Raw genomic sequence first — 22,676 nt, forward strand, 5'->3', positions numbered from 1 at the left:
CACGCAAGATGTTTGGTTGGAAATCCTCGCTGGAAGTCTTCTGGTCAGAGATGTTCCACTTAGCTTGACAATTCAAGCGCAAAAACAGGTCAATCTGGCATGTCAGATTGGCCTGTTTCATTAACCTAGAATGTAATCAAAAATGGACTGAGTGGTAGCTTGCCTTCATTGAAGAACGCTGGGGCCGGCGCGTTGCGATACGCGTACCGCAGCGCCTTCGCCTTTGGTGCCTTAACCTTCAACGTGGTGCCGTCAATCTCAAAATCAACCGGCTGCCAAGTGCTATCGACTAAAGCCTCAATCCCATCGCCAGGTTTTGCACTCAAACTCGTCGCCGGCGCAACCTGCAAGCTGATCTGATCAGCCGTGCGCTCAACTGCCACGACGGTTGGGGTGCCTTCCCCGCTCAACAAGGCTTGGCCGAGCCGCTTGCCGCTGGCTTGTTTGTGCACCGGATGAATGTTGTGATGCTCGCCAGTGTCAACCAGCGAAACTAACGTACAATCATTCAACGCTTGCGTCGTTTGCCACTGGGCTTGGCGAATTTGGGCCCAAGCATGGTGCGGCTCATCCTGATACTGAGGAAGCTGAACCACGAACACCGGTAACCCTGGATTGCCTAAATCACGCCGCCATTCGGTAATTAAGCGTGGCAACAAGCGGTCGTATAGTTGCGCATGATCAGCGTCATTTTCGCCTTGGTACCAGACCATGGCTTTCACCGTGTAAGGCACGGTTTTTTGGACCATCGTATGGTACAAACCATTCGGCCGCAAGTAACTCTTAGGCTGCATTGGCGGCGGCCATGGCGTATGGCCAACATGCATCTTCACCGCCTCCAAGCTCAGCTCAGGATGCGCTTCAATATAGTCGGCCTTTTTCTGGTTGTATGCCGTCACAGTGGCCTCATACTTAGCCTCCGCGGCATCAAAATCGGCTTGGCTGCGCCCGGTCACTGTAGCCTCATAAGGTTGAAGATACGCGTCTGCGAGCTTCGCATCGGCTTTCAAGTTAGCTTCAGAAATCCAACTTGAGGCACTGGTGCCGCCTTTGTAGCATTGCAACATGCCGATTGGGCGGGTTGGATGTTTAGCGGCGACTTGCGCTAAAGCGTAGTACGCCACCGCCGACACCTGGCCCAAATTCTCAGCAGTCAATTTTTTCCACCTAGGATCAGGTTCATCCGCCCAGCCAAACTGGCGCTTCGTCTCGTATTCCACTTGCGGCGTGTAATAAAATGACAGATTGGTCGCGGTAAAGTTGGCCCGAGCCGCTTCAAAATCGGCATCATCGGCCATTTTGTATTCGATGTTGGACTGGCCAGCGACCAAGTACACATCACCAGCTTGCACGTGGCGCGTGACCGACGCACTGCCCGCCTCCACTGTTAGAGTCAGTGTCTGATTGTAGGATTGGGCCGGAAACTGAACCGTCCACTTTTCATCGGCAGGCGTGATGGTTTGCCGTTGATATTGCCCTAATGCCACCTTCACCCGCAGGCCAGGGGTGCCCCAACCAAAAATTGTCACTGGCTGCTCACCTTGAATGATGGCACCCTCTGAAAATAGCGGCGCTAAGGTCAACTGATCAACCATTCACTTTCGCCTCCAAGGCGTGGAGCCGTTTGGCCTGGCCCAGATACTGCGTCGCCACCGTCATCATGATGTCGGCGGCGATGAAATGGTCCTGAGAGTGAATCAGTAGGATTGACTTCTCTACCACTTCCCCATTCATTTCAGCCGACATCCATTCGGTCTGAACATTGTGAGCCTGATGAAGGTCTTTTTTGGCCTTCTCAAGCATCCCATCCGCTTCGTCGAACTTGGCGTCGTCAGCCAGGTGCATCGCCTGCACGGCTTCGGAGCGCGCATTGCCGGCGACCGCAATCAAATTCATTGCCCGCTGGAGTTGTTTCTCATCCATTAAGCTTCACCTGCCGCTTCTTTGGCGGCTTCACGTTGCTGGGTGATGCGATTAGACATCTTGACGAATGGAATCCAGATCAACGTGGCAACCGCCAAGTTAATGATTTGCACAATCGCGCCATTGATTGAACCTGAGAACAGCAAGCCGGATAGAATCGGCGGCACGGTCCAAGGCACATTGTTGGTAATGACGCCAATGAACCCGATCTTGGTGAAGAACACCGCAATGTAGAAGCACAGTGGCTGCACGATGATAAACGGAATGGCGTAAAGCGGGTTCAAAACAATCGGTAACCCGAAGGTAATCGGTTCGGAAATATTGAAAATCGCTGGCATCAATGCAATCTTAGAGATCTTCTTTTCGGAAATCTGCCGCGATGCAATGATGATAGCAAGCACTGGTGCCAAAGCAAACGTGCCGGCAGCAATCGTGGAGAAGTTCATGAACATGGTGGAATACAAGTGATGAGCCTGACCCAGCATGTTTTCGGTATCATTGATGTTCCAGGTCAAGCCAAAGATTGGGCCCCAAATTGACGTTGGGTGAATCCCAAACCACTGCAGCAATGACCAGGTAAACTGAGAAACAAAGGCGAAAGCCGCGGTCCCAGAAACGGCCAGCGCTGGTTTTTGCAGCAAGGACAGCAGTAAATCAGGAATGGACTTATCCGCTAAAGCATTGGCCAAGCCAGTCGCGCAGACGAAGAACAGCATCGTGATCAAACCAGGAATTAACGACTCGAAGCTCCGAGCAACGGCCGGTGGAACAGATTCAGGCATCTTGATGGTGATGTTGCGTTTCAAGATTTCGTTGTAAATCACAACCGCAACCCCGGAAATGACCAGAGCAGCGAAGACGCCTTGGGTGCCCAGATATGTGGAATTAATGGCGTTGGTGACGTTAACCGTCTCCTTACCGTTAACAAAATTGAACTGCCACGGTAAGCAAATAAAGAAAGCACCCATTGCGTACAAAACAGAAATCATATGTTCCTTGTTCTTAGGATAGTATTTGCGCGACAAGATGTAAGCAAACACCATGACCAGCAGCAAGGACAACAGGTTCAAGGACCCGTTAGCAATCAACCCGATCAAGCCTTGGGTGGATTGCAAGCCGGAGAACAAACCCGACTTCGACCAAGCGCCCCAAGAGCCGGCAATCATTTTACCTAATTGCAGCCCTTGCTTACCGAAAATCAACCCATTCAATGGGTCAACGAAAACCGAAGAAATCATCGTCGCGAACCCAGCAATCATTGTTGTTGAGGCTACGAGAATAAAGGAATCCCGCAAGGTCAGTAGCAATTTGTTTGCGGCAATTTTCCCGGCGGCCTTCGTAAAGCCCGCCTGGAACTTATTCCATGCCCCACTATTTGCCATCTGTTGTCACCCCTTCTTTATCCAGCTTATCCACAATGGTCTGGCCATTCATCTGACCAAACTCAGCCATCGACAACGCAATGACTTTGGTATTGGGATGCTGTTCAACCACCTGATCATAAGCCCAACTGATTTGCGGAGCGATCAAGATCACATCTAGCTCATCACCGAGTTCATCGATCATGGAAAAATCCGAAGCACTGACTTCAACATCGCGGCCAGCCGCATCGTAAACCTTTTGCATCTTCGAGCCAACGAGACTCGTTGACATCCCGCCTGAACAAAACAGGCCAATCTTTAATGTCATAACAAATCCTCCTTGTAATCGGTAATGGAACCCTTTACAAAGAATAATATAGGTCGCGAAGCGCTTACAGTCAATACCCTTTTTAAATGTTATAACAAATAATGGCAAAAAAAGATTAAGCTAGCGTTTGTTCGAGCTGATACCTAGCAGTGACAATGTCGATGTGGGCGTATTCAAACATGCGTCCTTCACTAAGATATGTCTGTTGCTTAACGCGCAAAAGCGGCGTTTCTGCTGCCACGTTCAACTGCTCAGCCTCATCTTGGCTGGCCTCAATCACCGTATACTGGCGCTTCGCTGATTCGGGACTCAGATCCAAATCGTTACTGATGAAATCATAGAGTGACCCTTTAATGACATCGAGCCGCATCCCTTGTATCAGCTTGATGGGCATCCAAATATGGTTGAACGCCACCGGCTGGCCGGCCTGAGAAAAACGGCGCTTAATCTCATAGACAAAATCATAATCGTTCACATTAAGTAGCGGCTTCAAAAAGCTTGGCGCCTTGACCACAGCGAAATCCACGGCTTCAATGGTGACCGTATCGAGTGGAATCAAATCAAGTGGCAACGGGCCCTCGTCCGGCAACTCATTATTTTTAACAAAAGTCCCCGCCCCTTGAATCTTATAAATCAGTCCATCTGTCTGCAATTCATCTAGTGCCCGCCGAATGGTGATGCGGCTGGCATTGTAGGCTTTACCCAGGACCGTTTCCTGAGGTAGTTGGTCGCCCACTTCGTAATCGTGATCCATGATTTTCTGGCGCAAGGCGTCAGCAATCAATTCATACTTTGTTTTCATGACCGGTTCGGCCTTTCCTGTATTGTTTTCTTCTTGTGTGATGTTAAATAACCTTCATTTACTGATTGGCAGACCTTACTCAGTCTGCCTTTGCGCCAACGCCGGCCCATTGAAAGCCCTATCGGCGGTACATACCAGATTATAGGCTAGCGGCTGGCGAGTGACAACATCAGGAACTGACGACGCCCTAGTCTGGCCGCAAGAGGGCGAGTGCGTTCATGTCGCTTCACTCTGGTTGATGCTTGAGGACCGTCTTGTGAAATTTCGCCAGGATGCTATCATGTCACTATAGAAAAGAGGGATATCATGGCCAAATATACCGTAGAACTCAGTGAAGCTGACTATCAAATGATTAAAGACTGCCATTCCAAGAACCCTTCCATCATGAAAGCAATGGAAGAAGCCAAGGAAAGTAAGTAGGAGAACCACCAAAATAAAGAGCAGACGTTGTCACCGCCCACATGGCAGGTGACAACGTCTGCTCTTTTGCATCCTCTCAAGCTTTTCTACCGCAATCAACGTTTTAGAGTCTTGCGTTCACAGGCAACAAAGGTAGGATAGGCCTTTGCCGCATGCTTAGGCCAAAAAGGCAAGGTAATCTCGGATTCAGAATTAGGCCTTCAAGGATTGCTCGCTTGGCAGATGTTGAATAGTGGCTACTTGCCTTTGGTGTCCTCGCTGTTCATATTCAAGATACTCATGAACGCTTCCTGAGGAACCTCAACAGAACCAACCGCCTTCATTCTCTTTTTACCGGCTTTCTGCTTTTCCAGCAGTTTACGTTTCCGGGTGATATCCCCGCCGTAGCACTTCGCCAGGACGTTCTTACGATAGGCCTTGACCGTGCTGCGGGCGATAATCTTGGTCCCAATGGCGGCCTGAATCGGCACTTCAAATTGCTGCCGAGGAATGGTTTCCTTCAACTTTGAGACAATTGCGCGGCCGCGCTCAAAGGCAAAGTCCTTGTGCACAATGGTCGATAAGGCATCAACTGGATCACCATTCAGCAGGATATCCATTTTGACCAGGTCAGAAGCGCGGTAGCCGGTGACTTCGTAATCCAAACTGGCGTAACCCTTGGTGGAAGACTTCAAATCATCGAAAAAGTCATAAATGATTTCCGACAGCGGCAAGTTGTAGATGACGTTGACGCGATACTTATCGAGGTAATCCATGGTGACAAACTCGCCGCGCTTGCGCTGGGCAATTTCCATCACCGGCCCGACATAATCATTCGGCACCATGATGCTGGCCTTCACAAACGGCTCGCGGATTTCTTTCACTTCGCTGGCTTCCGGCAACTCAGAGGGGTTATCGATTTGAATCGTGGTGCCATCGGTTTTGTCGACTTCATAGTCCACACTCGGCGCGGTCATGATCAAATCCAAATCAAAATCGCGTTCCAAACGTTCCTGCACGACATCCATGTGCAGCAGGCCCAAAAAGCCCACACGGAACCCAAAGCCCAAGGCCTGAGAGGTTTCCGGCTCAAAGGCCAGCGCCGCGTCGTTCAGTTGCAGCTTTTCCAAAGCTTCACGCAGGTCGTTAAACTTGGCATTATCGACGGGGAACAGCCCAGAATAAACCATTGGGGTAATCTGCCGGAAACCATCCAGCGCTTTGTCCGCCGGCCGATCCGCTAAGGTCACCGTATCGCCGACGCGGGTGTCCTGAATGGTCTTGATGGAGGCCGTGATATAACCTACATCCCCGACCATCAAATAATCCTTCTGGACCGCTTTCGGCGACATCACACCGACTTCGGTGACTTCATAGCGCTTTTGATTACTCATCAGCTCAATGGTGTCACCGACTTTGACCAGGCCGTCCTCGATCCGCACCGCTAGCACGACGCCACGGTAAGAGTCATAAACAGAATCGAAAATCAACGCCTTCAGTGGGGCATCGATATCGCCACTTGGCGCTGGGATATCAGACACAATGCGTTCCAACACTTCCGGAATGCCGAGACCAGTTTTCGCACTGGTCAAAATGGCTTCCGAAGCATCCAGACCAATCATTTCTTCAATTTCTTCTTTGACGACATCCGGCTGGGCACTGGGCAAATCGACCTTATTGATGATGGGCACGATTTCCAAGTCATCATCGAGCGCCAAGTAAACATTCGCCAGCGTCTGCGCCTCCACGCCTTGGGCTGCATCCACCAGCAACAGCGCCCCTTCACAGGCCGCCAGGCTGCGGCTGACTTCATACGAAAAGTCGACGTGGCCTGGCGTGTCGATGAGGTGGAAGATATAGGTTTCGCCGTCATTGGCTTTGTAATGCAATTCAACGGCATTTAACTTGATGGTGATGCCGCGTTCACGCTCCAGCGGCATATCATCCAGCACCTGCGCCTGCATATCGCGCTTGGCAATGGTATCTGTTAACTCCAAAATCCGATCCGCCAAGGTCGACTTGCCGTGATCGATATGCGCCACAATGGAGAAATTGCGGATATGCTTTTGCCGCTCTAATAATTCTGCTTTATCGATATTTACCATACGTGCCCACTTTCCTGAAAGTCATGTCACTCTATTATAGCAAGCCCGCCAACTGGACTCAAACAGAGCCTTTGCCACTCGTCAGGCATGAAATGATCACTGTCACCATCCCTCCCAGAATTGGTCTCCTCCAAGCTGAGCATGGAGAAACAGGACTACTTGAGAGCCCTGTTATCTAGCTGGACCACCGCGTCCCGGCGCTGTCCCAACCGGACCCGCGGCATAAGCCAAAACAAAAGGAGACCAGCCGCAACTGATCTCCATTCGTTTATTTACCTTTGAATGCATCCTTGACGCGATCGAACAGTGAGCCTTCGTGCGGGGTGACATCTTCGCCACTCGCCGCAGCAAAGGCCATCAACGCATCCTTTTGCTTCTGATTCAGCGTCTTTGGTGTCTTAACGGTCACCGTGACGATTTGGTCACCAATGCTGGCCGGCCGGTTCGGATTCGGCGCGCCTTTACCGCGCAGACGGAACTTAGCCGCGGTTTGGGTGCCGGCCGGAATCTTCAGTTCCACTGGCCCGTGCACGGTGTCGACTTTAATCGTGTCGCCCAGCGCCGCTTGCGCGAAGCTGATTGGCAGTTTGAAGTAAATGGTCGAGCCATCGCGTTCGAACTTGTCACTTGGCGCCACGCGGAAGACGATGAACAAGTCACCATAAGGGCCGTTGTTCGCGCCAGCTTCCCCGGCGTCGCGCAAGCGCATCTGCTGCCCATCCTCGACGCCACCTGGGACTTTAACGTCGATGGTGTGGCGTTGCTTTTCATGGCCAGTGCCATGGCAAGTTGGGCACTTTTCTTTGATTTCTTTCCCGGTGCCGTTGCAGACGTCGCAGACCTGGCGCGTCATCATGGCGCCAAGTGGCGTGTTGCGCTGGACCTGGATGTAGCCACTGCCATGACACTTCGAGCAGGTCACAGGACTGGTGCCAGGTTTGGCGCCAGAGCCGCCGCAAGTGTGACACATGGCTTCCCGGTCATAAGAAATCTTGGTGTCTTTGCCAAACACCGCTTCTTCAAAGGTCAGATCCATCCGGTACTGGAGATCTGACCCTTGCCGCGGTGAGGTCGCACTTTGGCCACCTTGACCGCCGCCGCCAAAGAACTGACTGAAGATATCGTCGAAGCCGCCAAAACTTTGACCGCCGCCAAAGTTGGAGAAGCCTTGGCTATAACCGCCCTGGCCGCCGAAGCCTTGTGGGCCATCAGCCGAGCCGTATTGATCATAAGCGGCACGCTTTTGCGGGTCGGATAAGACTTGATACGCCTCATTGATGTCCTTAAACTTCTGCTCCGCCCCGGGTTCATGGTTAATATCGGGGTGGTATTGTTTCGACAGGCGCCGAAAGGCCTTTTTGATTTCATCATCACTGGCGTCACGACTTACGCCAAGTGTTTCATAGTAATCTTTTTGATCTGCCATTATTGCCTCCTCGATTTGGAGCTGCGTGCCCCAAAAAGCTTATTCAGGATAACATACCTCGTCGATCCAATCAAAAAGCCAAAGCCGCGTGGCCTTGGCTTTTTAACGTGAGGCAAGCTGATTACTTCTTGTCGTTGTTGACGTCTTTGTATTCGCCGTCAAACGTTTGGCCATCGTCGCCGGAATCCTTGCCTTGAGCATTGGCGTTGCTGTCAGCGCCGCCTTCAGCTTGGCCCTTGGCTTGCTGTTCCTTTTGGGCCTGTTCGTAAAGCTTGACCGTCAGATCTTGCACGATCTTGTTGAGGTCATCGCGCTTGGTCTTCATGTCTTCGATGTTGTTTTCTTGTTGCGCCTTCTTCAAGGCATCTTCAGCATCTTGGGCCTTCTTGATTTCGTCGTCAGAAACCTTGCCCTTGAGATCCTTCAGGGTCTTATCGGTTTGGAAGATCAGTTGGTCGACATCGTTCTTCAAATCGACTTCTTCCTTGCGCTTCTTGTCGGCTTCTTCGTTTTCCTTGGCTTCCTTCATCATGCGATCGATTTCATCGTCGGACAAACCTGATGAACTCTTGATCGTGATGTTCTGAGACTTGCCAGTGCCAAGATCCTTCGCAGAAACCTGCACAATGCCGTTCTTGTCGATATCGAACTTAACTTCGATTTGAGGAACGCCACGTGGAGCGGCTGGAATGTCAGTTAACTGGAAGCGGCCCAGCGTCTTGTTATCCGCAGCCATTGGCCGTTCGCCTTGCAGGACGTGGATATCAACGGCAGGCTGGTTGTCAGCAGCCGTCGAGAAGACTTGGCTCTTCGAGGTAGGAATAGTGGTGTTGCGGTCAATCAGCTTGGTGAACACACCGCCCATGGTTTCAATCCCTAAGGACAGTGGGGTCACATCAAGCAAAACGACGTCCTTCACATCCCCGGAAATGACCCCGCCTTGCACCGCCGCGCCAAGCGCAACGGCTTCGTCGGGGTTGATGCTGTGGTCAGGTTCCTTACCGGTCCAGCTCTTAACGGCTTCTTGAACGGCTGGAATCCGGGTGGAGCCACCATTTAAGATAACTTTGTCGATGTCAGCGTTGGTCAAACCGGCATCCTTCATGGCGTTTTCCACTGGGATACGCGTCTTGTCAACCAAGTCAGAGGTCATGTTGTCGAACTGAGCCCGGGTCAACGTGCGTTCCAAGTGCAGTGGGCCATTGGCGCCAGCAGAGATAAATGGCAAGGAAATCTGCGTCTGAGAAACGCCAGACAAGTCCTTCTTCGCCTTTTCAGCGGCATCCTTTAGACGCTGCATTGCCATCTTATCCTGGCTCAGGTCGATGTTGTTATCCTTCTTGAATTCAGCCACCAACCAGTCGATGATCTTGTTGTCAAAATCATCGCCGCCCAGGTGCGTATCACCGTTCGTGGACAGCACTTCGAACACGCCATCGCCTAGCTGTAAGATGGAAACATCAAAGGTCCCACCACCAAGGTCGTAAACCAGGACTTTTTCATCCTTGTCGCCTTTGTCCAGACCATAGGCCAAAGCAGAGGCGGTTGGTTCGTTGACAATCCGAGAAACGTTCAAGCCGGCGATCTTACCAGCATCTTTAGTCGCCTGCCGCTGCGAATCGTTAAAGTAAGCCGGTACGGTGATAACCGCATCCGTCACTTCTTCGCCCAGATAGTCTTCAGAGAACTTCTTCATGTATTGCAAGATCATCGCAGAGATTTCTTGCGGGGTGTATTCCTTATCGCCGACCTTCACTTTGTAGCCGGCTTCCCCCATGTGACGCTTGATGGAGGTAATGGTATCTGGGTTGGTGATCGCTTGGCGCTTGGCCACTTCACCGACTTGGATTTCGCCGTCTTTAAACGCGACAACAGATGGCGTGGTGCGGTTGCCTTCTGGGTTGGTGATAATCTTTGGTTGGCCGCCTTCAAGCACCGCAACCGCAGAGTTGGTGGTCCCTAAGTCAATGCCGATAACTTTACTCATAGTTAAATCCCCTTCTTAATTCAGTTTTTAAAAATTGAGTTGACTAATTTGCGACAACAACCATCGCTGGCCGTAGCACGCGATCCTTCAGCATGTACCCACGCTGCAGGACTTGCACCACAGTGTCTTTGGGATGGTCATCATCCGCCGGCACAGTTTGCACCGCTTGATGCAAGGTCGGGTCAAAGTCGCCCTTGGTGTCGATTTCGGTGACGCCGTTTTCTTTCAGCGCCGCCTCAAGATGATTGTAAACCATTTCGACCCCTTGCTTCAAAGACACCGCGCTATCCTCTTTCACGTCAGCCGTTAAGGCGCGCTCCAGATTATCCAGCACCGGCAGCACCGCCTTGGCGAGCTTTTGCCCGTCATACTTAGCGGCGGCCTCACGCTCCTTATTGAAGCGCTTGTTCATGTTGTTGATCTCTGCCGCTGCTCGCAGGTATTTGTCTTCGAGCTCATCGCGCTCTTTTTGCAGTGCCTTCACATCGACTTTTTCGTCTTTGATTTCAGCATCCAAATCGGCGGTCATTTCCGCGGCGATTTCTTCTTTCAACGATGGCTGTTTGGCCGGCTCAGCTTTTGGCTGCTCGGCCTTTTTCTTTTCAGTCATGTCGTGCCTCCCTTACCGTTTTACTGATCAAAATGCGAGTAATAATCGGTCAAGCGTTTTGCCAGCTCCTCACGGAAGGCATCCAGTAGTCCGATCATCTTAGAATATGGCATTTGGGTCGGGCCAATCAAGGCAATCATCCCGGTCCCATGCTCGCCGACGGAGTAGTTCGCTGTCAGCAGGCTTAAATTTGCCAGCACATCTGGCGTCAGCTCTGAACCCAGCTTGACCTTGATGTGCGAGTCATGGAGCGGCCCCAGCAAGGCATTGACGTTGCCCTGTTCGGAATCCATCATGGCTAGCAGGCGCTTGAGCTGATCCACGTCGTTATCGCCCAGGTAATCCATCAAATTCAACCGGCCGCCAACGTAAAAGCGTTCAGCCGCGGCTTTCTTGAGGACATTCCCGAAGATATCGAGGAAGCCATCAGGCGACGTCATGTACTTGAACAGCACCGCTGGCACCTCAGTTTGCAGCTTCTGCGCCACTTCACCGAGACTCAAGCCAACCAATTCGTCGTTGATGATGCGAATGGCTTTCTCGACACCATCGGAATCAACCTCTGGCGGCAAGGTGAACAACTGACTTTCAACGCTGCCGTTAGACGTGACCAGAATCGCCATCACCTGGTGGTTGCCCAGCGGCACCATCCGAAACCCAGTTAACTTGAGGTTCGTGACCTCAGGGCCAAGGGTGATTGCCGTGTAGCTGGTCAAGTTGGACAAAATGCGCGCACTTTGCGCCACGATTTCGTCGATCTTGTAAAAATGACCGCCGAAACCCTGTTGAATCGCCGCAATCTCGTTGGCCGAAACCGCCGTCGGTTCAACCAGGTTATCCAAGTAGAAGCGATAACCCTTGGTCGATGGGACCCGGCCAGAGCTGCTATGCGTTTTTTTGATCAGGCCTTGCTCTTCGAGTGCCGCCATATCATTTCGTATTGTCGCTGAACTGACGTGAATCGGCAGTTCAGCCATCAGCGTCTTGGAGCCGACCGGTTGGCCACTTTCAGTGAATGACCGAATGATCTCCTTCAAGACGAGCAGTTGGCGTTTCGTCAACATAATCCCACCTCTTTTAGCACTGATGCTGTTTGAGTGCTAAGTACACTACATAATATAGCAACCACGCTTAGCAAAGTCAACCTCTGCCTGCTAATTCCTTGCCGTTAAGCCAAAAATCGGCCCCAAGACGGAGGCCGATTCATCATACCAACTGATCATCCAGCAGAAACTGCTGAAACACTTCATTGCCTAAAAACTGGCCCTTGTTGGTGAGCCGAATGCGCTGGTCATCCACTTCTAGCAGCTGCTGGTCAACCAGCTGATCCAGCAGTTCGCCATACACCGCCTCCACGCTCATGTGGTAGCGGTCGGCAAAGCGCTGACGCGACACGCCTTCGCGGGTACGGAGGCCGAGGAACATTTCTTCCTCAACCTGCTCTTCCAGTGGCACCAAGTGATGTTCAATCACCGGCACCTTATGGTCATGCAGCGGCGCCAAATATTGTTGAATGGGGCCAAAGTTGTGGTACCGATCGCGGCCCACATAGCCGAAAGCGCCGGCCCCGAAGCCGAAGTAGTGGTCATTACGCCAGTACAGCAGATTATGCTGACACTGATAGCCCGGTTTGGCGAAGTTCGAAATCTCATATTGGGCCAAGCCGTGCGTGACCATCAAATCAATGGCATCTTGATACATATCCGCTTCAGTATCTTGGTTAGGTAGCTGCAGGCGCCCTTTGCGCATCAAGTTGTAGAAAATCGTTTTGCGCTCCAAAATCAGCGAGTACGTCGAGTAATGCGGCAAATCCAAATCCAGGGCCTGGTGCAGACTCGCCAGGAAGTCCTCACGGGTTTGCTGCGGCAGGCGGAAAATCAGGTCGATGGAAAGATTCTCGAATCCGACTTTGCGCGCATTAGCTATCGCCTGGTACACATCCGCAGCGCGGTGCGTGCGGCCAATGCGTTTAAGAATGTCATCATTGAAGGATTGCACCCCAATGGACAGCCGATTGACGCCATTGTCGTGCAGCACCTGCAGCTTATCCGTCGTCAGCAGGTCATTGGGATTGGCCTCAAACGTGAACTCTCCCGCGTCAAAGTGCAGCGCCGCGCGAATCCCCGTGATCAACCGCTCCAGCTGCGCCGGCGTCAGCGTTGTCGGGGTCCCACCGCCGACATAGACGGTTTCAATGCGTTCATCTGGGTGACTCGCCATCACCAGATTCATTTCCCGAATCAGCATGTCGACATAGTCATCGACCGGCTGGCCTTCAATGAAGACCTTATTGAAGTCGCAGTAGTAACAAATATGTGAACAAAAAGGAATATGGATATAAGCGCCTGCCATTATGCCTGCTCCTTCAGCGTGCTGCGCGCGTGCTGTTCATCTTGCGCCAGCTGATCGATCAACCCTTGCGCGCCGTCAAACTTCACTTCACCCCGTAAGTAGCGCCACCATTCAACCACCACCGGCTCGCCGTAAATATCTTGATTGAAATCGAATAAATTGATTTCCAGCGTAATGGGGCGATCTCCGCCAAACGTGACATTACGCCCGACTGACGCCATGCCGCCGTACCACTGCCCCTTCACCTGTAGCCGCACCACGTAGATGCCAATGCCTGGCAGACGCTCGGCGGCTGGGGTGTCAATGTTAGCCGTGGGATAACCCAACGTGCGCCCGCGCGCCTCGCCATGGATGACTTCGCCAGTCGTTTGGTAGCGATAACCCAGCAAATGATTGGCTAGCGTGATATCGCCGGTATCCAGAGCCTGGCGAATGCGAGTGGAAGAAATCTTCTGACCGTCATCACTATCTTGAGGGACCACGATAATTTCAAAGCGGTCCTTGGCATACTTGGGTAAATTCGTCATCGTGGCGATGTCACGCTTGCCATAAGTATAATCAAAGCCGGCCACCACCACTTGGGCCTTTAACCCCACCAGGTAATGGTCCACAAAAGCTTGCGGCGACTGGCGGGCAAACTCAGGCGTAAAATGCACAAAATACAGCAAATCTACGCCTAGGCCGGCCATCAGTTCAATTTTGCGCGGCCGCGTGGACAAGTACTTCACGTCCTTGGCCGCCATACCGCGGTAAATCACCGCCGGATGGACGTCAAATGTCATCACTGCCAGCGGCAAATCGCGCGCAGTCGCGGCCTGCCTGGCCTGGCGAATGACTTCTTGATGCCCGCGGTGGACCCCATCAAAAAAACCTAGGGCTAGGACGATGGGCCCGGCTGGCACCTGTGCCGCCTGCAGCGGCGGCATGATATCGATCACTTGCATTATTTTAATCACCTAATATGTCTGACAGTCCAGCATTGGCCAAAAACATGACCGCCGGGCGATATTCGTTTTCATGTTGTTCGTAGACGGCTTTGAGGATGCCTTGATACGTCAGCCCCACTTGCGGTGCGGTTTGCGCCAAAGTCAAACCCCGGCCGTCTTGCACCCGCTGCCACTGGGTTTCATCTAACGCGGTCAAAGGCAAATGCGGATAAGCAAACTCAATCGGCTGCAAATGCGCGGCTACCACCGCTGGCGCCGTTTCGCGGGTCAAAGGCCGCAAATCCAGGGTATCAGCCAGCGTAAACCCGCCACTTTGAATCCGGGTCAGTTGCGCCATCACTGCCGGTACGCCGAGCTGGCCGCCCACATCCACCGCCAAGGTGCGAATGTAGGTGCCTTTGGACACTTGGGCCTCAAAGCTGAAGGTCTGAGTGCCGGCTGCAGCATCAAAGGTGCTGGGTGCGGTGCGGTCAAAGCGATAGACCGTGGCTTGCCGCCGCGGCCGCTCAACGGTTTCACCTTTGCGGGCGTAATCATAGAGCCGCCGGCCGTTGACCTTGACCGCTGAATACATCGGCGGAATTTGGGTAATCGCGCCAGTCAGCGTGGCGAGCGCCGCATCAATGGCCCCGTCCGTGAAAGGCTCGGCTAACCGCTGACGCGCGACTTCCGCCCCATCAAGGTCTTCTGTTTCCGTCGCCAAGCCTAACGTAGCTGAACCCGTGTAGGTTTTACCCAGATTCATCAGCGCCGGTACGGCTTTCGTCGCGGCACCCAAGGCAATGGGCAGCACGCCATCCACACTGGGATCAAGAGTGCCGGAATGCCCGACTTTTTTCATGCGCAATAAATAGCGCAGTTTGCTGACGACATCGGCTGAGGTCATGCCAGCGGGTTTATAAACCGGTAAAATGCCGTCCATGCTTATCCTTTCCCCCCTGCGTTGCGGACATGCTGGCGATGCACCAGCCAGGTCACGAAAAACGCGCCGAAGACGAAAATACTGAAGGCCCAGTTCGGCACTTCAACATTGATTTGCGGCAGGCTCAGTGCCAGCTTCAAGGCAATCACGCCGATCAGCACATAGGCCATCACTTCCAGCTCTGGCACCTTGGTGATGAAGTCCGTAATGACTTGCGCGACAAACCGCATAGCCAAAATGCCTAAGCAGCCGCCAATCAGTACAATCACCGGATTATTATCAATGGCCAGCGCCGCCAAAATCGAGTCCACGGAAAAAACAATATCCAGTGCCTCGATTTGCGCCACCGTGCGCCAGAAGTGACCAGCGCCTTTTTTGACAGTGGTCGGCTTAGGGCCGCTATCAGGGTGCCGCTGCTCGTAGAAGAAATGCAGTGACATCCACAGCAGATACGCCGCGCCTAGCGCTTTAATGCCCCAGAAATGCAGCAGATAAGTGCCGAGGCCGATAGCGATGAAGCGGAAGAGATAAGCGCCCCACATGCCGTAGATCAGGGCATGATGTTGTTCCTTCTTGTCGGGCAGTGACTTGGTTTGCGCTGCCAACACCACGGCGTTATCCACCGACAGCAGGCATTCGAGCATGGCTAGGGTCAAAATTGTGATCCAGCCCTGCGTCGTCATCACGGCCTGATGCCAATCTGTGGCCTCAAAGAAAGGCATATATAATTTTTCAATCAAACTCAACCGCGCCACCATCCTTATTCGTTCTATTATACCGTTGTCTGCCTGCTCATGCACCCGGAACTCACGGTTGATCTTTGGCGGGCGCGGGTTTGGTGGCGGCGGACTCCGCTTGGGGCGCGTGGCCTGCTGTGCGGCCGGTTGGAGCCAAAAACCGGTCTCCAACCTAGTTTTAAAGCCGCAGTCGCTACGCTCCGATGCGTCTTCAAAAATGCCGCGATGAGGACTAGAGAATAGCCAACGGCATCCTAGCGCTGAGACCAAAGCTTTGCAATCTCTAGCGGGACAGGTCGGGGTGGCAGAGGGGCGTGGTGGTCCAGCCGCGAAACGGTCAGCACACGAGGAGACTGCGCTCTTTGCAGGCTGCTCCTGTGCTGACCAGGGGCAACGATGAGACAGCGTTGAGCGCGTCAGCGCGATGCTGGCTCACCGTTGAGGCTGGAGACCGCTCTGTGGCTCCAGCCGTCCCCCGCAGCCGGACCACCGCGCCCCGGCGCCACCCCGGCCTGCCCCGCAGCCCAAAACAAAAAAGCACCTCCGCAACATAACAGTTACGGAGGTGCAATGACGGTTATTCGAGGCCGTCTTTTTTGACTTCGTTGAGGAGTTGATCGATATGTGCCCCGTATTGAACGGAGGCATCGTGGGTGAAGGTCAAGGTTGGCACCTTGAACAACTTAATCCGCTGACCAACTTCGCTGCGAATCAAACCTTTGGCTTTATCCAAGCCGGCTTGCGCGTCGGCCAAGGCCTTTGCATCATCGCTCCAAACGCTGAAGTAAACCGTGGCCTGCTGGAGGTCGCCGGTTAACTTCACGCCGGTGATGGTGACGCCTTTGACCCGCGGATCGTTGACATCTTTGAGTAAGATATCATCGACTTCGCGCTGAATCTGCGTTTCGACGCGGCCAATTCGATGCTTCATAGGCTGCTCCTTTGATGGTCTGAATTCCTATTTAACAGGGACTTCTTCCATCGTGTAAGCTTCGATTTGATCATCAACCTTGATGTCATTGTAGCCATCAATCGTCAGACCCAGTTCGAAGCCTTGGCGGACTTCCTTCACGTCATCCTTGAAGCGACGCAGTGAGCCCAGTTCGCCTTCGTAAATCACGATGCCATCGCGAATCAGACGAACCTTGGAGTCGCGGCGGATGAAGCCAGTGTCGACAAAGCCACCCACAACGGTCCCAATCTTGGAAACAGGAATGGTTTCGCGCACGGTGATCGAGCCGGTGACCTTTTCTTCGTAGGTCGGTTCGAGCATGCCCTTCATCGCGGCTTCAACTTCTTCAATCGCCTTGTAAATGACGCGGTGCAAACGAATGTCGACGTCTTCGGCGTCGGCTTGCAGCTTCGCTTGCGGCGTTGGGCGCACGTTAAAGCCAATGATGACCGCATTGGAGGCAGAAGCCAGGGTCACATCGCTTTCGTTGATAGCCCCAACGGCTTGGTGAATGATGTTGACGCGCACGCCTTCAACTTCAATCTTCTGCAGACTGCCAGCCAAAGCTTCAACCGAACCCTGTACATCCGCCTTGATGATGACGTCAACTTCCTTGAGTTGACCTTCCTTCATGGTTTCAAACAGGTTATCCAGCGTGACGTGATGCGTCTGCTGACGTTCACGATCTTGCGCTTGTTGCGCCCGCTTTTCGCCGGCAGCCCGAGCGGTCTTTTCATCGTCAAAGACAACGAACTTATCGGCGGATTGCGGCACGTCATTCAAGCCGGTGATTTCCACTGGCATGGATGGCAAGGCTTCCTTGACACGGCGGCCATGATCGTTGGTCATGGTCCGGATGCGGCCGAAGGTGTTCCCCACGACGACAGGATCGCCGACGCGCAGGGTACCTTCTTGAACCAGCACAGTGGAAACAGGGCCACGGCCTTTGTCCAGCCGGGCTTCGATGACGGTCCCAATGGCCTTTTGGTCTTTGTTGGCCTTGAGTTCCAAGACGTCCGCTTCCAGCAGAATCATTTCGAGCAGTTCGTCGATGTTCTTACCGAACTTCGCGGAAATGTTAACGAAAATCGTGTCGCCACCATATTCTTCTGGAATCAGCTCGTACTTCATCAACTGTTCGGTGACGTGCTGTGGGTTGGCGCCTGGCTTATCGATTTTGTTGACCGCGACAATGATCGGCGCATTGGCCGCTTTGGCGTGGTTAATTGCTTCGATGGTCTGAGGCATGACGCCATCATCCGCCGCTACCACGAGGACGATGATATCGGTGATATCCGCCCCGCGCGCCCGCATGTTGGTGAAGGCCGCGTGACCTGGCGTATCAAGGAAGGTGATCAGACGATCATTAAGACGCACTTGGTAAGCCCCAATGTGCTGGGTGATCCCACCGGCTTCACCGGCAGTGACATGCGTGTGGCGCAGCTTGTCCAGCAAGGTGGTTTTACCATGGTCAACGTGCCCCATGATGGTCACCACTGGTGGCCGCGGCGTCTGCGTGCCTTTATTATCGACTTCTTCTTGGAACATCTTGTCCAAGTCGGTGATGTCTTCTTGAACCTTCTCTTCAGCGTCGATGCCATAGTCAGTAGCGACGAGTTCAATGGTATCTTTATCCAAGCTCTGGTTCTGGTTTACCATGATGCCGAGCATGAACAGCTTTTTGATGATTTCTGCGGGTTCACGGTGCAAAATCTTGCCCAGATCCTGCGCATTCATCCCTACAGTGTAAATGAGTTTTTCTGGCAATGGCCGCTCCTTGCGCTGTGGCATTTCTTTCTTCGGCTGACTTTGAATCTGACGCTTGTTCTTACGCTTATTGCGCCGGTTGTTGTTCCCAAAACCGCCCCGGTTGTTATCAAACCGGCCGCGCCCTTGGTTGTTGTTCCGAGCAGGCCGACTATTGGCACTTGGCCGCTCAGTGCGGCGCGTTTCAGCCGGCTTGGCCGGGGTTGGTGCTGGCGTTGGGGTCACTGGCCGACTTTGTTCAGCCACCAGCTTTTCAGCGACTTTTTCGGCTTCACGGGCTTGCGCCTGTTGGGCCTTTTCGCGATCCTTCTTAGCCGTCAACTGCTTGATGAACTTCTCATCATTCCCAGCGACTGGCCGTGGATTGCCGTTCGCCTGTGTGGCGCGCCCGGCGCGTGGCATTGGGCTGCTGGTCCGGTTCAGGAAGCGGTTGTCACCGCGGCGATCGTCGCGGCGACCATTGCGATTGTCGTTGCGCTGGTCGTTGCTACGCGGATTGCGCTGGTCTTGCGGCCGGTTTTGCTGCCGACCAGCAGGGCGATTGCCCTGCGTACCTTGACCTTGGCCCTGGCTGCGCCGGTCATCTTGACCGAAACGGCCTTTGCCACGGTTATTGGCCTGGGTGTTATGCGGCCGACGAATCGCGGACTTGCTGATCAGCGTCTTGCCATCAGCGGTTTTTTGCGGCATGTGGTGCGTGCCGGGTGCTGCTTTTTTGGCCTCGGCTGGTTTTGCCTCAGTGGCGGGCTTGGCAACAGCTGGCTTAGCTGATTCTGGCTTAGCTGCAGTCGTTTTTGCTTCAGGCTTGGCTTCGGCTGGCTTGGCAGCAGGCTTTGTTAGTGCGGCCGGTTTAGCGGCAGGCTTGGCGGCCGCAGTGGCACTAGACTTGCCTAACGCGCTGCGCAGCGTCTTTTCCTGACCTTCGTCAAGCGTCGACATGTGATTTTTTAATTCGATACCTTGCTGCTTAGCGGTGTCAATCACCATTTTGCTTGGTACCCCGATTGCTTTGGCAAATTCATATACTCGTTGTTTGCCCATTTCTTCACGCTCCCTGTTAATTTTTAGGTGAGCAGCTTCAGTAACTTCTTGGCAAAGCCGTTATCTTGAACGGCAATCAGCGACCGCTGACTGCCAATGGCATCAGTCAATTCCTCAGCACTGAGGGCAAAGGAAATGGGCACTGCATAGAAGTCACTTTTATCGGAAAACTTTTTCCGGGTATTCGCTGAGGCATCGCTAGCAACCAGCACCAGTTTGGCGCTTTGGTCGCGGATGGCACCGAGGACGAACCCTTCGCCTGTCACCAGGCGGCCGGCGCGCTTTGCGAGCCCCAGCAAGTTTAACGCTTGCTGCTTATTCATGCTTGATCGCCGAAAAGCTCTTGGCGAGCCTTTTGATGGTCAACATAGGCGAACAACTCATCGTAAAAGCTGGGGTCAATCTTGATGCTGAAGGCTTTTTCGATCAGTTGCTTCTTTTTTGCTTTTTGAACAGCGGCTGGATCGAGCGCGACATAGGCGCCGCGACCGGCTGCTTTACCAGTGGGATCGATGGCAACAGTGTTATCTTGTTGCTTCACGATGCGCACCAAGGATTTCTTCGGAAACATTTCGCCCGACAAGAGATCCTTGCGCATCGGGATTTTCCGTTTCTTCATGCGACGGCCTCCTATTCAGCAGCCGAATCAGACGCTGCTTGATCATCATCAGGCAAGTCAACGGTTGCTTCTTCAAGGGCTTCATCGTTTTCTTCGAGTTCTTCATCATCGACAAACTCAACGTCGGATTCGGCCTTGATGTCGATCTTGTAGCCAGTGAGCTTAGCCGCCAGCCGGGCGTTTTGACCCTTTTTACCAATGGCCAAAGACAACTGGTGGTCTGGCACAATGACCGTGCAAGAGCGGTCGTTGTCTTCGTCGTTGAACTGCACCGCAATCACTTGGGCGGGGTTCAAGGCGTTGGCAATGTAGTCAACTGGGTCTTCTTCGAATTGAACGACATCCATGTTTTCGCCAGACAGTTCGTTCACCACTGCCTGCACGCGCGCCCCACGCGGGCCAACCGTGGTGCCGACTGGGTCAACGGATGGATTCGTCGAACGCACCGCAATTTTGGTGCGGTCGCCAGCTTCACGCGCGATACCAGCGATTTCGACCGTACCATCAAAGATTTCTGGCACTTCTTGTTCAAACAACCGCTTGACCAAACCAGGGTTGGTGCGACTGACAAAGACTTGGGGGCCCTTGCTGGTGTTTTCCACCTTCGTCACGAACACTTTGATGCGGTCATGAGGTTCATATTGCTCATTCGGCATTTGGTCTTGGCGGCCAAGGACCGCTTCGATTTTGCCGAGGTTCACATAAATAAACTTGTTATCGCGGCGCTCCACTTCCCCAGTCATGATTTCATTTTCATACTGAGAGTATTCGTCGTAGATAATGCCGCGTTCTGCTTCGCGCACCCGCTGCATGATGACCTGCTTAGCAGTTTGGGCGGCAATCCGGCCAAAATCCTTCGGGGTCACTTCAAACTTAATGTTATCGCCGACTTCGTAAGCCTTGTTGATACTCAATGCTTCCTTGAGACTCACTTCCAGCCGAGAGTCGAAGACTTCTTCAGTCACTTCCTTGACCGCATAAACGTGAATGTCGCCTTTTTTGGCGTCAAACTCAACATCCACATTCTGGGCCTGGTTGTAATTGCGCTTGTAAGCTGAGGCCAAGGCGTCTTCCAACGCGTCGATCACAACTTCTTTTTTGACTCCTTTTTCAGTTTCAAGGGCGTCAAGCGCTTCAATCATTTCCTTTGACATGTTGATCCTTCCTTTACCAGGCGGCAAACCGCCGGATTAAAATTCAATCGCTAACCGGGCGTTGGCAATGGTGGCGCGGTCAAACACTTGGTCGAACCGGCGGGCCTTGTCCTTCAACGTTAACGTCAGCTCGGTGGCCGTTAAAGCCTTCAAAGTGCCTTCGAACACTTTTTTCCCATCGAGCTTTTGAAACAGTGAGATATGAATATACTCACCGATGGCATTTTCAAAATCCTGCTCAGATTTGAGCGGGCGTTCTGCGCCTGGTGAGGAAACCTCTAAGAAATAGGCTTGTGGAATCGGGTCAGGGTCCATCGCATCAAGTTGCTCAGACAAGCTTTCTGACACCGCCACGCATTCATTCAATGTGATGCCGCCTGGCTTATCAATATAGACCCGCAAGTACCAGCTGCCGCCTTCCTTGACGAACTCGATATCGCTCAGCTCAAAGTGGTTTGCCTCTAAAATTGGATCAACGAGCGTTTTCACTGTATCGACAACCGTGCTCAAGTCTTTCCCCCCTTTTGGTTGTTTGTGCGTGCTACTACCTAGCCTAAGGCGCTAGGCTTAGGCAGCCTGACGCCTACTTTCCAAGAAAAAGAGTGAGCATCTCTGCTCACTCCTTTTCAAAGGATTTAACTACTAGATGTAACTTACCATAGAATAGGCCTTTTTGCAAACGCGATTACTATTGAAGCTTAGTGAGACGGGCCGCGGGTGCGAGCGGGGTGGCTCTGGGCGAGGGGCGGCTGCGGGGGCCGGCTGGAGCCATAGGGCGGTCTCCAGCCTCAACGATGAGCCAGCATCGCGCTATCGCGCTCAACGCTGTCTCATCGTTGCCCCCAGTTGGCTCAGGAGCAGCCTGCTGCGCAGTCTCCTCGTGAGCCAACTGTTTCGCGGCTGCCCCTCGCCCGCCGCCACCCCACTCGCACCCGCTGGATAACACATCAATCACCCGAGGCAGCGTTAAATTCGCGCTTTCTTACTCTTCATGAAACACCCACACTGGCCGTTCAACCTAGAAATTTGGATTTTGGCTAACAATTGTCGGGCAAAAGGAATCCCGCCTTTCTCGCCGCTACTTCTCTGCTGCCGGTCACGCGGGCGTAGCTTGGGGCACGAGGCCAGCCGTGAAACGAAAATTAGCCTTTAACCTGCGCGCTTGGCAGGCTAAAGGCTAATTTTCGCGGCAGTTGTGAAGACGCACTGGAGCGTAGCGACTGCGGCTTCACAACTAGGTTGGA

Annotated in this window: 20 protein-coding genes; all 20 read right to left on the reverse strand. The window is 53.0% G+C overall.

Annotated features, from left to right (window positions below; translation table 11 throughout):
- Positions 1-125 precede the first annotated feature (125 nt).
- The 20 genes from JUF11_RS01385 to rimP all read right to left on the reverse strand — a co-directional run bounded on the left by JUF11_RS01385 (position 126) and on the right by rimP (position 21,942).
- Complete coding sequence (locus JUF11_RS01385; RefSeq protein ID WP_204118002.1) at positions 126-1,595, reverse strand: sialate O-acetylesterase; 1,470 nt, start codon at positions 1,593-1,595, stop codon at positions 126-128.
- Complete coding sequence (locus JUF11_RS01390; protein WP_204118003.1) at positions 1,588-1,923, reverse strand: PTS lactose/cellobiose transporter subunit IIA; 336 nt, start codon at positions 1,921-1,923, stop codon at positions 1,588-1,590. Before JUF11_RS01390 ends, JUF11_RS01385 begins: the two co-directional genes overlap by 8 nt.
- Positions 1,923-3,305, reverse strand: coding sequence for a PTS sugar transporter subunit IIC (locus JUF11_RS01395; RefSeq protein ID WP_125579143.1), 1,383 nt, complete (start codon positions 3,303-3,305; stop codon positions 1,923-1,925). Before JUF11_RS01395 ends, JUF11_RS01390 begins: the two co-directional genes overlap by 1 nt.
- On the reverse strand, positions 3,295-3,612 hold the full coding sequence (locus JUF11_RS01400) for a PTS sugar transporter subunit IIB (protein WP_125579144.1): 318 nt from the start codon (positions 3,610-3,612) through the stop codon (positions 3,295-3,297). The genes JUF11_RS01395 and JUF11_RS01400 overlap by 11 nt, the downstream gene beginning before the upstream one ends.
- Positions 3,613-3,727: 115 nt before the next feature.
- Complete coding sequence (locus JUF11_RS01405; protein WP_204118004.1) at positions 3,728-4,414, reverse strand: GntR family transcriptional regulator; 687 nt, start codon at positions 4,412-4,414, stop codon at positions 3,728-3,730.
- 656 nt (positions 4,415-5,070) lie between these two features.
- Positions 5,071-6,918: a translation elongation factor 4 gene (lepA, locus tag JUF11_RS01410; RefSeq protein WP_373305846.1), complete on the reverse strand. Its 1,848-nt coding sequence runs from the start codon at positions 6,916-6,918 to the stop codon at positions 5,071-5,073.
- Positions 6,919-7,186: 268 nt separating this feature from the next.
- On the reverse strand, positions 7,187-8,344 hold the full coding sequence (gene dnaJ / locus JUF11_RS01415) for a molecular chaperone DnaJ (RefSeq protein ID WP_204118005.1): 1,158 nt from the start codon (positions 8,342-8,344) through the stop codon (positions 7,187-7,189).
- Positions 8,345-8,465: 121 nt separating this feature from the next.
- Positions 8,466-10,331: a molecular chaperone DnaK gene (gene dnaK, locus JUF11_RS01420; protein WP_204118006.1), complete on the reverse strand. Its 1,866-nt coding sequence runs from the start codon at positions 10,329-10,331 to the stop codon at positions 8,466-8,468.
- 43 nt (positions 10,332-10,374) lie between these two features.
- The gene (gene grpE, locus JUF11_RS01425; RefSeq protein WP_204118007.1) at positions 10,375-10,941 is read right to left on the reverse strand and encodes a nucleotide exchange factor GrpE; all 567 of its coding nucleotides are present in this window, start codon (positions 10,939-10,941) and stop codon (positions 10,375-10,377) included.
- Positions 10,942-10,961: 20 nt separating this feature from the next.
- Positions 10,962-12,005 carry a heat-inducible transcriptional repressor HrcA gene (gene hrcA, locus JUF11_RS01430; protein WP_125579642.1) on the reverse strand — a complete coding sequence of 348 codons (1,044 nt, stop codon included), beginning with the start codon at positions 12,003-12,005 and terminating at the stop codon, positions 10,962-10,964.
- Positions 12,006-12,147: 142 nt separating this feature from the next.
- Positions 12,148-13,293, reverse strand: coding sequence for a radical SAM family heme chaperone HemW (gene hemW, locus JUF11_RS01435; RefSeq protein ID WP_204118008.1), 1,146 nt, complete (start codon positions 13,291-13,293; stop codon positions 12,148-12,150).
- Positions 13,293-14,237, reverse strand: coding sequence for a riboflavin biosynthesis protein RibF (gene ribF / locus JUF11_RS01440; RefSeq protein WP_204118009.1), 945 nt, complete (start codon positions 14,235-14,237; stop codon positions 13,293-13,295). The genes hemW and ribF overlap by 1 nt, the downstream gene beginning before the upstream one ends.
- A 4-nt stretch (positions 14,238-14,241) precedes the next feature.
- Positions 14,242-15,162: a tRNA pseudouridine(55) synthase TruB gene (gene truB / locus JUF11_RS01445; RefSeq protein ID WP_204118010.1), complete on the reverse strand. Its 921-nt coding sequence runs from the start codon at positions 15,160-15,162 to the stop codon at positions 14,242-14,244.
- Positions 15,163-15,164: 2 nt separating this feature from the next.
- A complete protein-coding gene (locus JUF11_RS01450; protein ID WP_204118011.1) occupies positions 15,165-15,920 on the reverse strand; it encodes a TerC family protein in 756 nt (251 codons plus the stop codon).
- Between the two features lie 556 nt (positions 15,921-16,476).
- Positions 16,477-16,830 carry a 30S ribosome-binding factor RbfA gene (rbfA, locus tag JUF11_RS01455; RefSeq protein WP_204118012.1) on the reverse strand — a complete coding sequence of 118 codons (354 nt, stop codon included), beginning with the start codon at positions 16,828-16,830 and terminating at the stop codon, positions 16,477-16,479.
- A gap of 27 nt (positions 16,831-16,857) precedes the next feature.
- Positions 16,858-19,659, reverse strand: a complete 2,802-nt coding sequence (gene infB / locus JUF11_RS01460) for a translation initiation factor IF-2 (RefSeq protein ID WP_204118013.1) — start codon at positions 19,657-19,659, stop codon at positions 16,858-16,860.
- 23 nt (positions 19,660-19,682) lie between these two features.
- Positions 19,683-19,982, reverse strand: a complete 300-nt coding sequence (locus JUF11_RS01465) for a YlxQ-related RNA-binding protein (RefSeq protein WP_204118014.1) — start codon at positions 19,980-19,982, stop codon at positions 19,683-19,685.
- Positions 19,979-20,278 carry an RNase P modulator RnpM gene (gene rnpM / locus JUF11_RS01470; protein ID WP_125579632.1) on the reverse strand — a complete coding sequence of 100 codons (300 nt, stop codon included), beginning with the start codon at positions 20,276-20,278 and terminating at the stop codon, positions 19,979-19,981. Before rnpM ends, JUF11_RS01465 begins: the two co-directional genes overlap by 4 nt.
- A gap of 11 nt (positions 20,279-20,289) precedes the next feature.
- Positions 20,290-21,432 carry a transcription termination factor NusA gene (nusA, locus tag JUF11_RS01475; RefSeq protein WP_125579631.1) on the reverse strand — a complete coding sequence of 381 codons (1,143 nt, stop codon included), beginning with the start codon at positions 21,430-21,432 and terminating at the stop codon, positions 20,290-20,292.
- Between the two features lie 36 nt (positions 21,433-21,468).
- Positions 21,469-21,942 (reverse strand): ribosome maturation factor RimP, encoded by a 474-nt coding sequence (gene rimP, locus JUF11_RS01480; protein ID WP_204118015.1) that lies wholly within the window; start codon positions 21,940-21,942, stop codon positions 21,469-21,471.
- Positions 21,943-22,676: the final 734 nt, after the last annotated feature.

The sequence above is a fragment of the Lacticaseibacillus suilingensis genome, assembly GCF_016861845.1.
Classification (GTDB): Bacteria; Bacillota; Bacilli; order Lactobacillales; family Lactobacillaceae; genus Lacticaseibacillus; species Lacticaseibacillus suilingensis.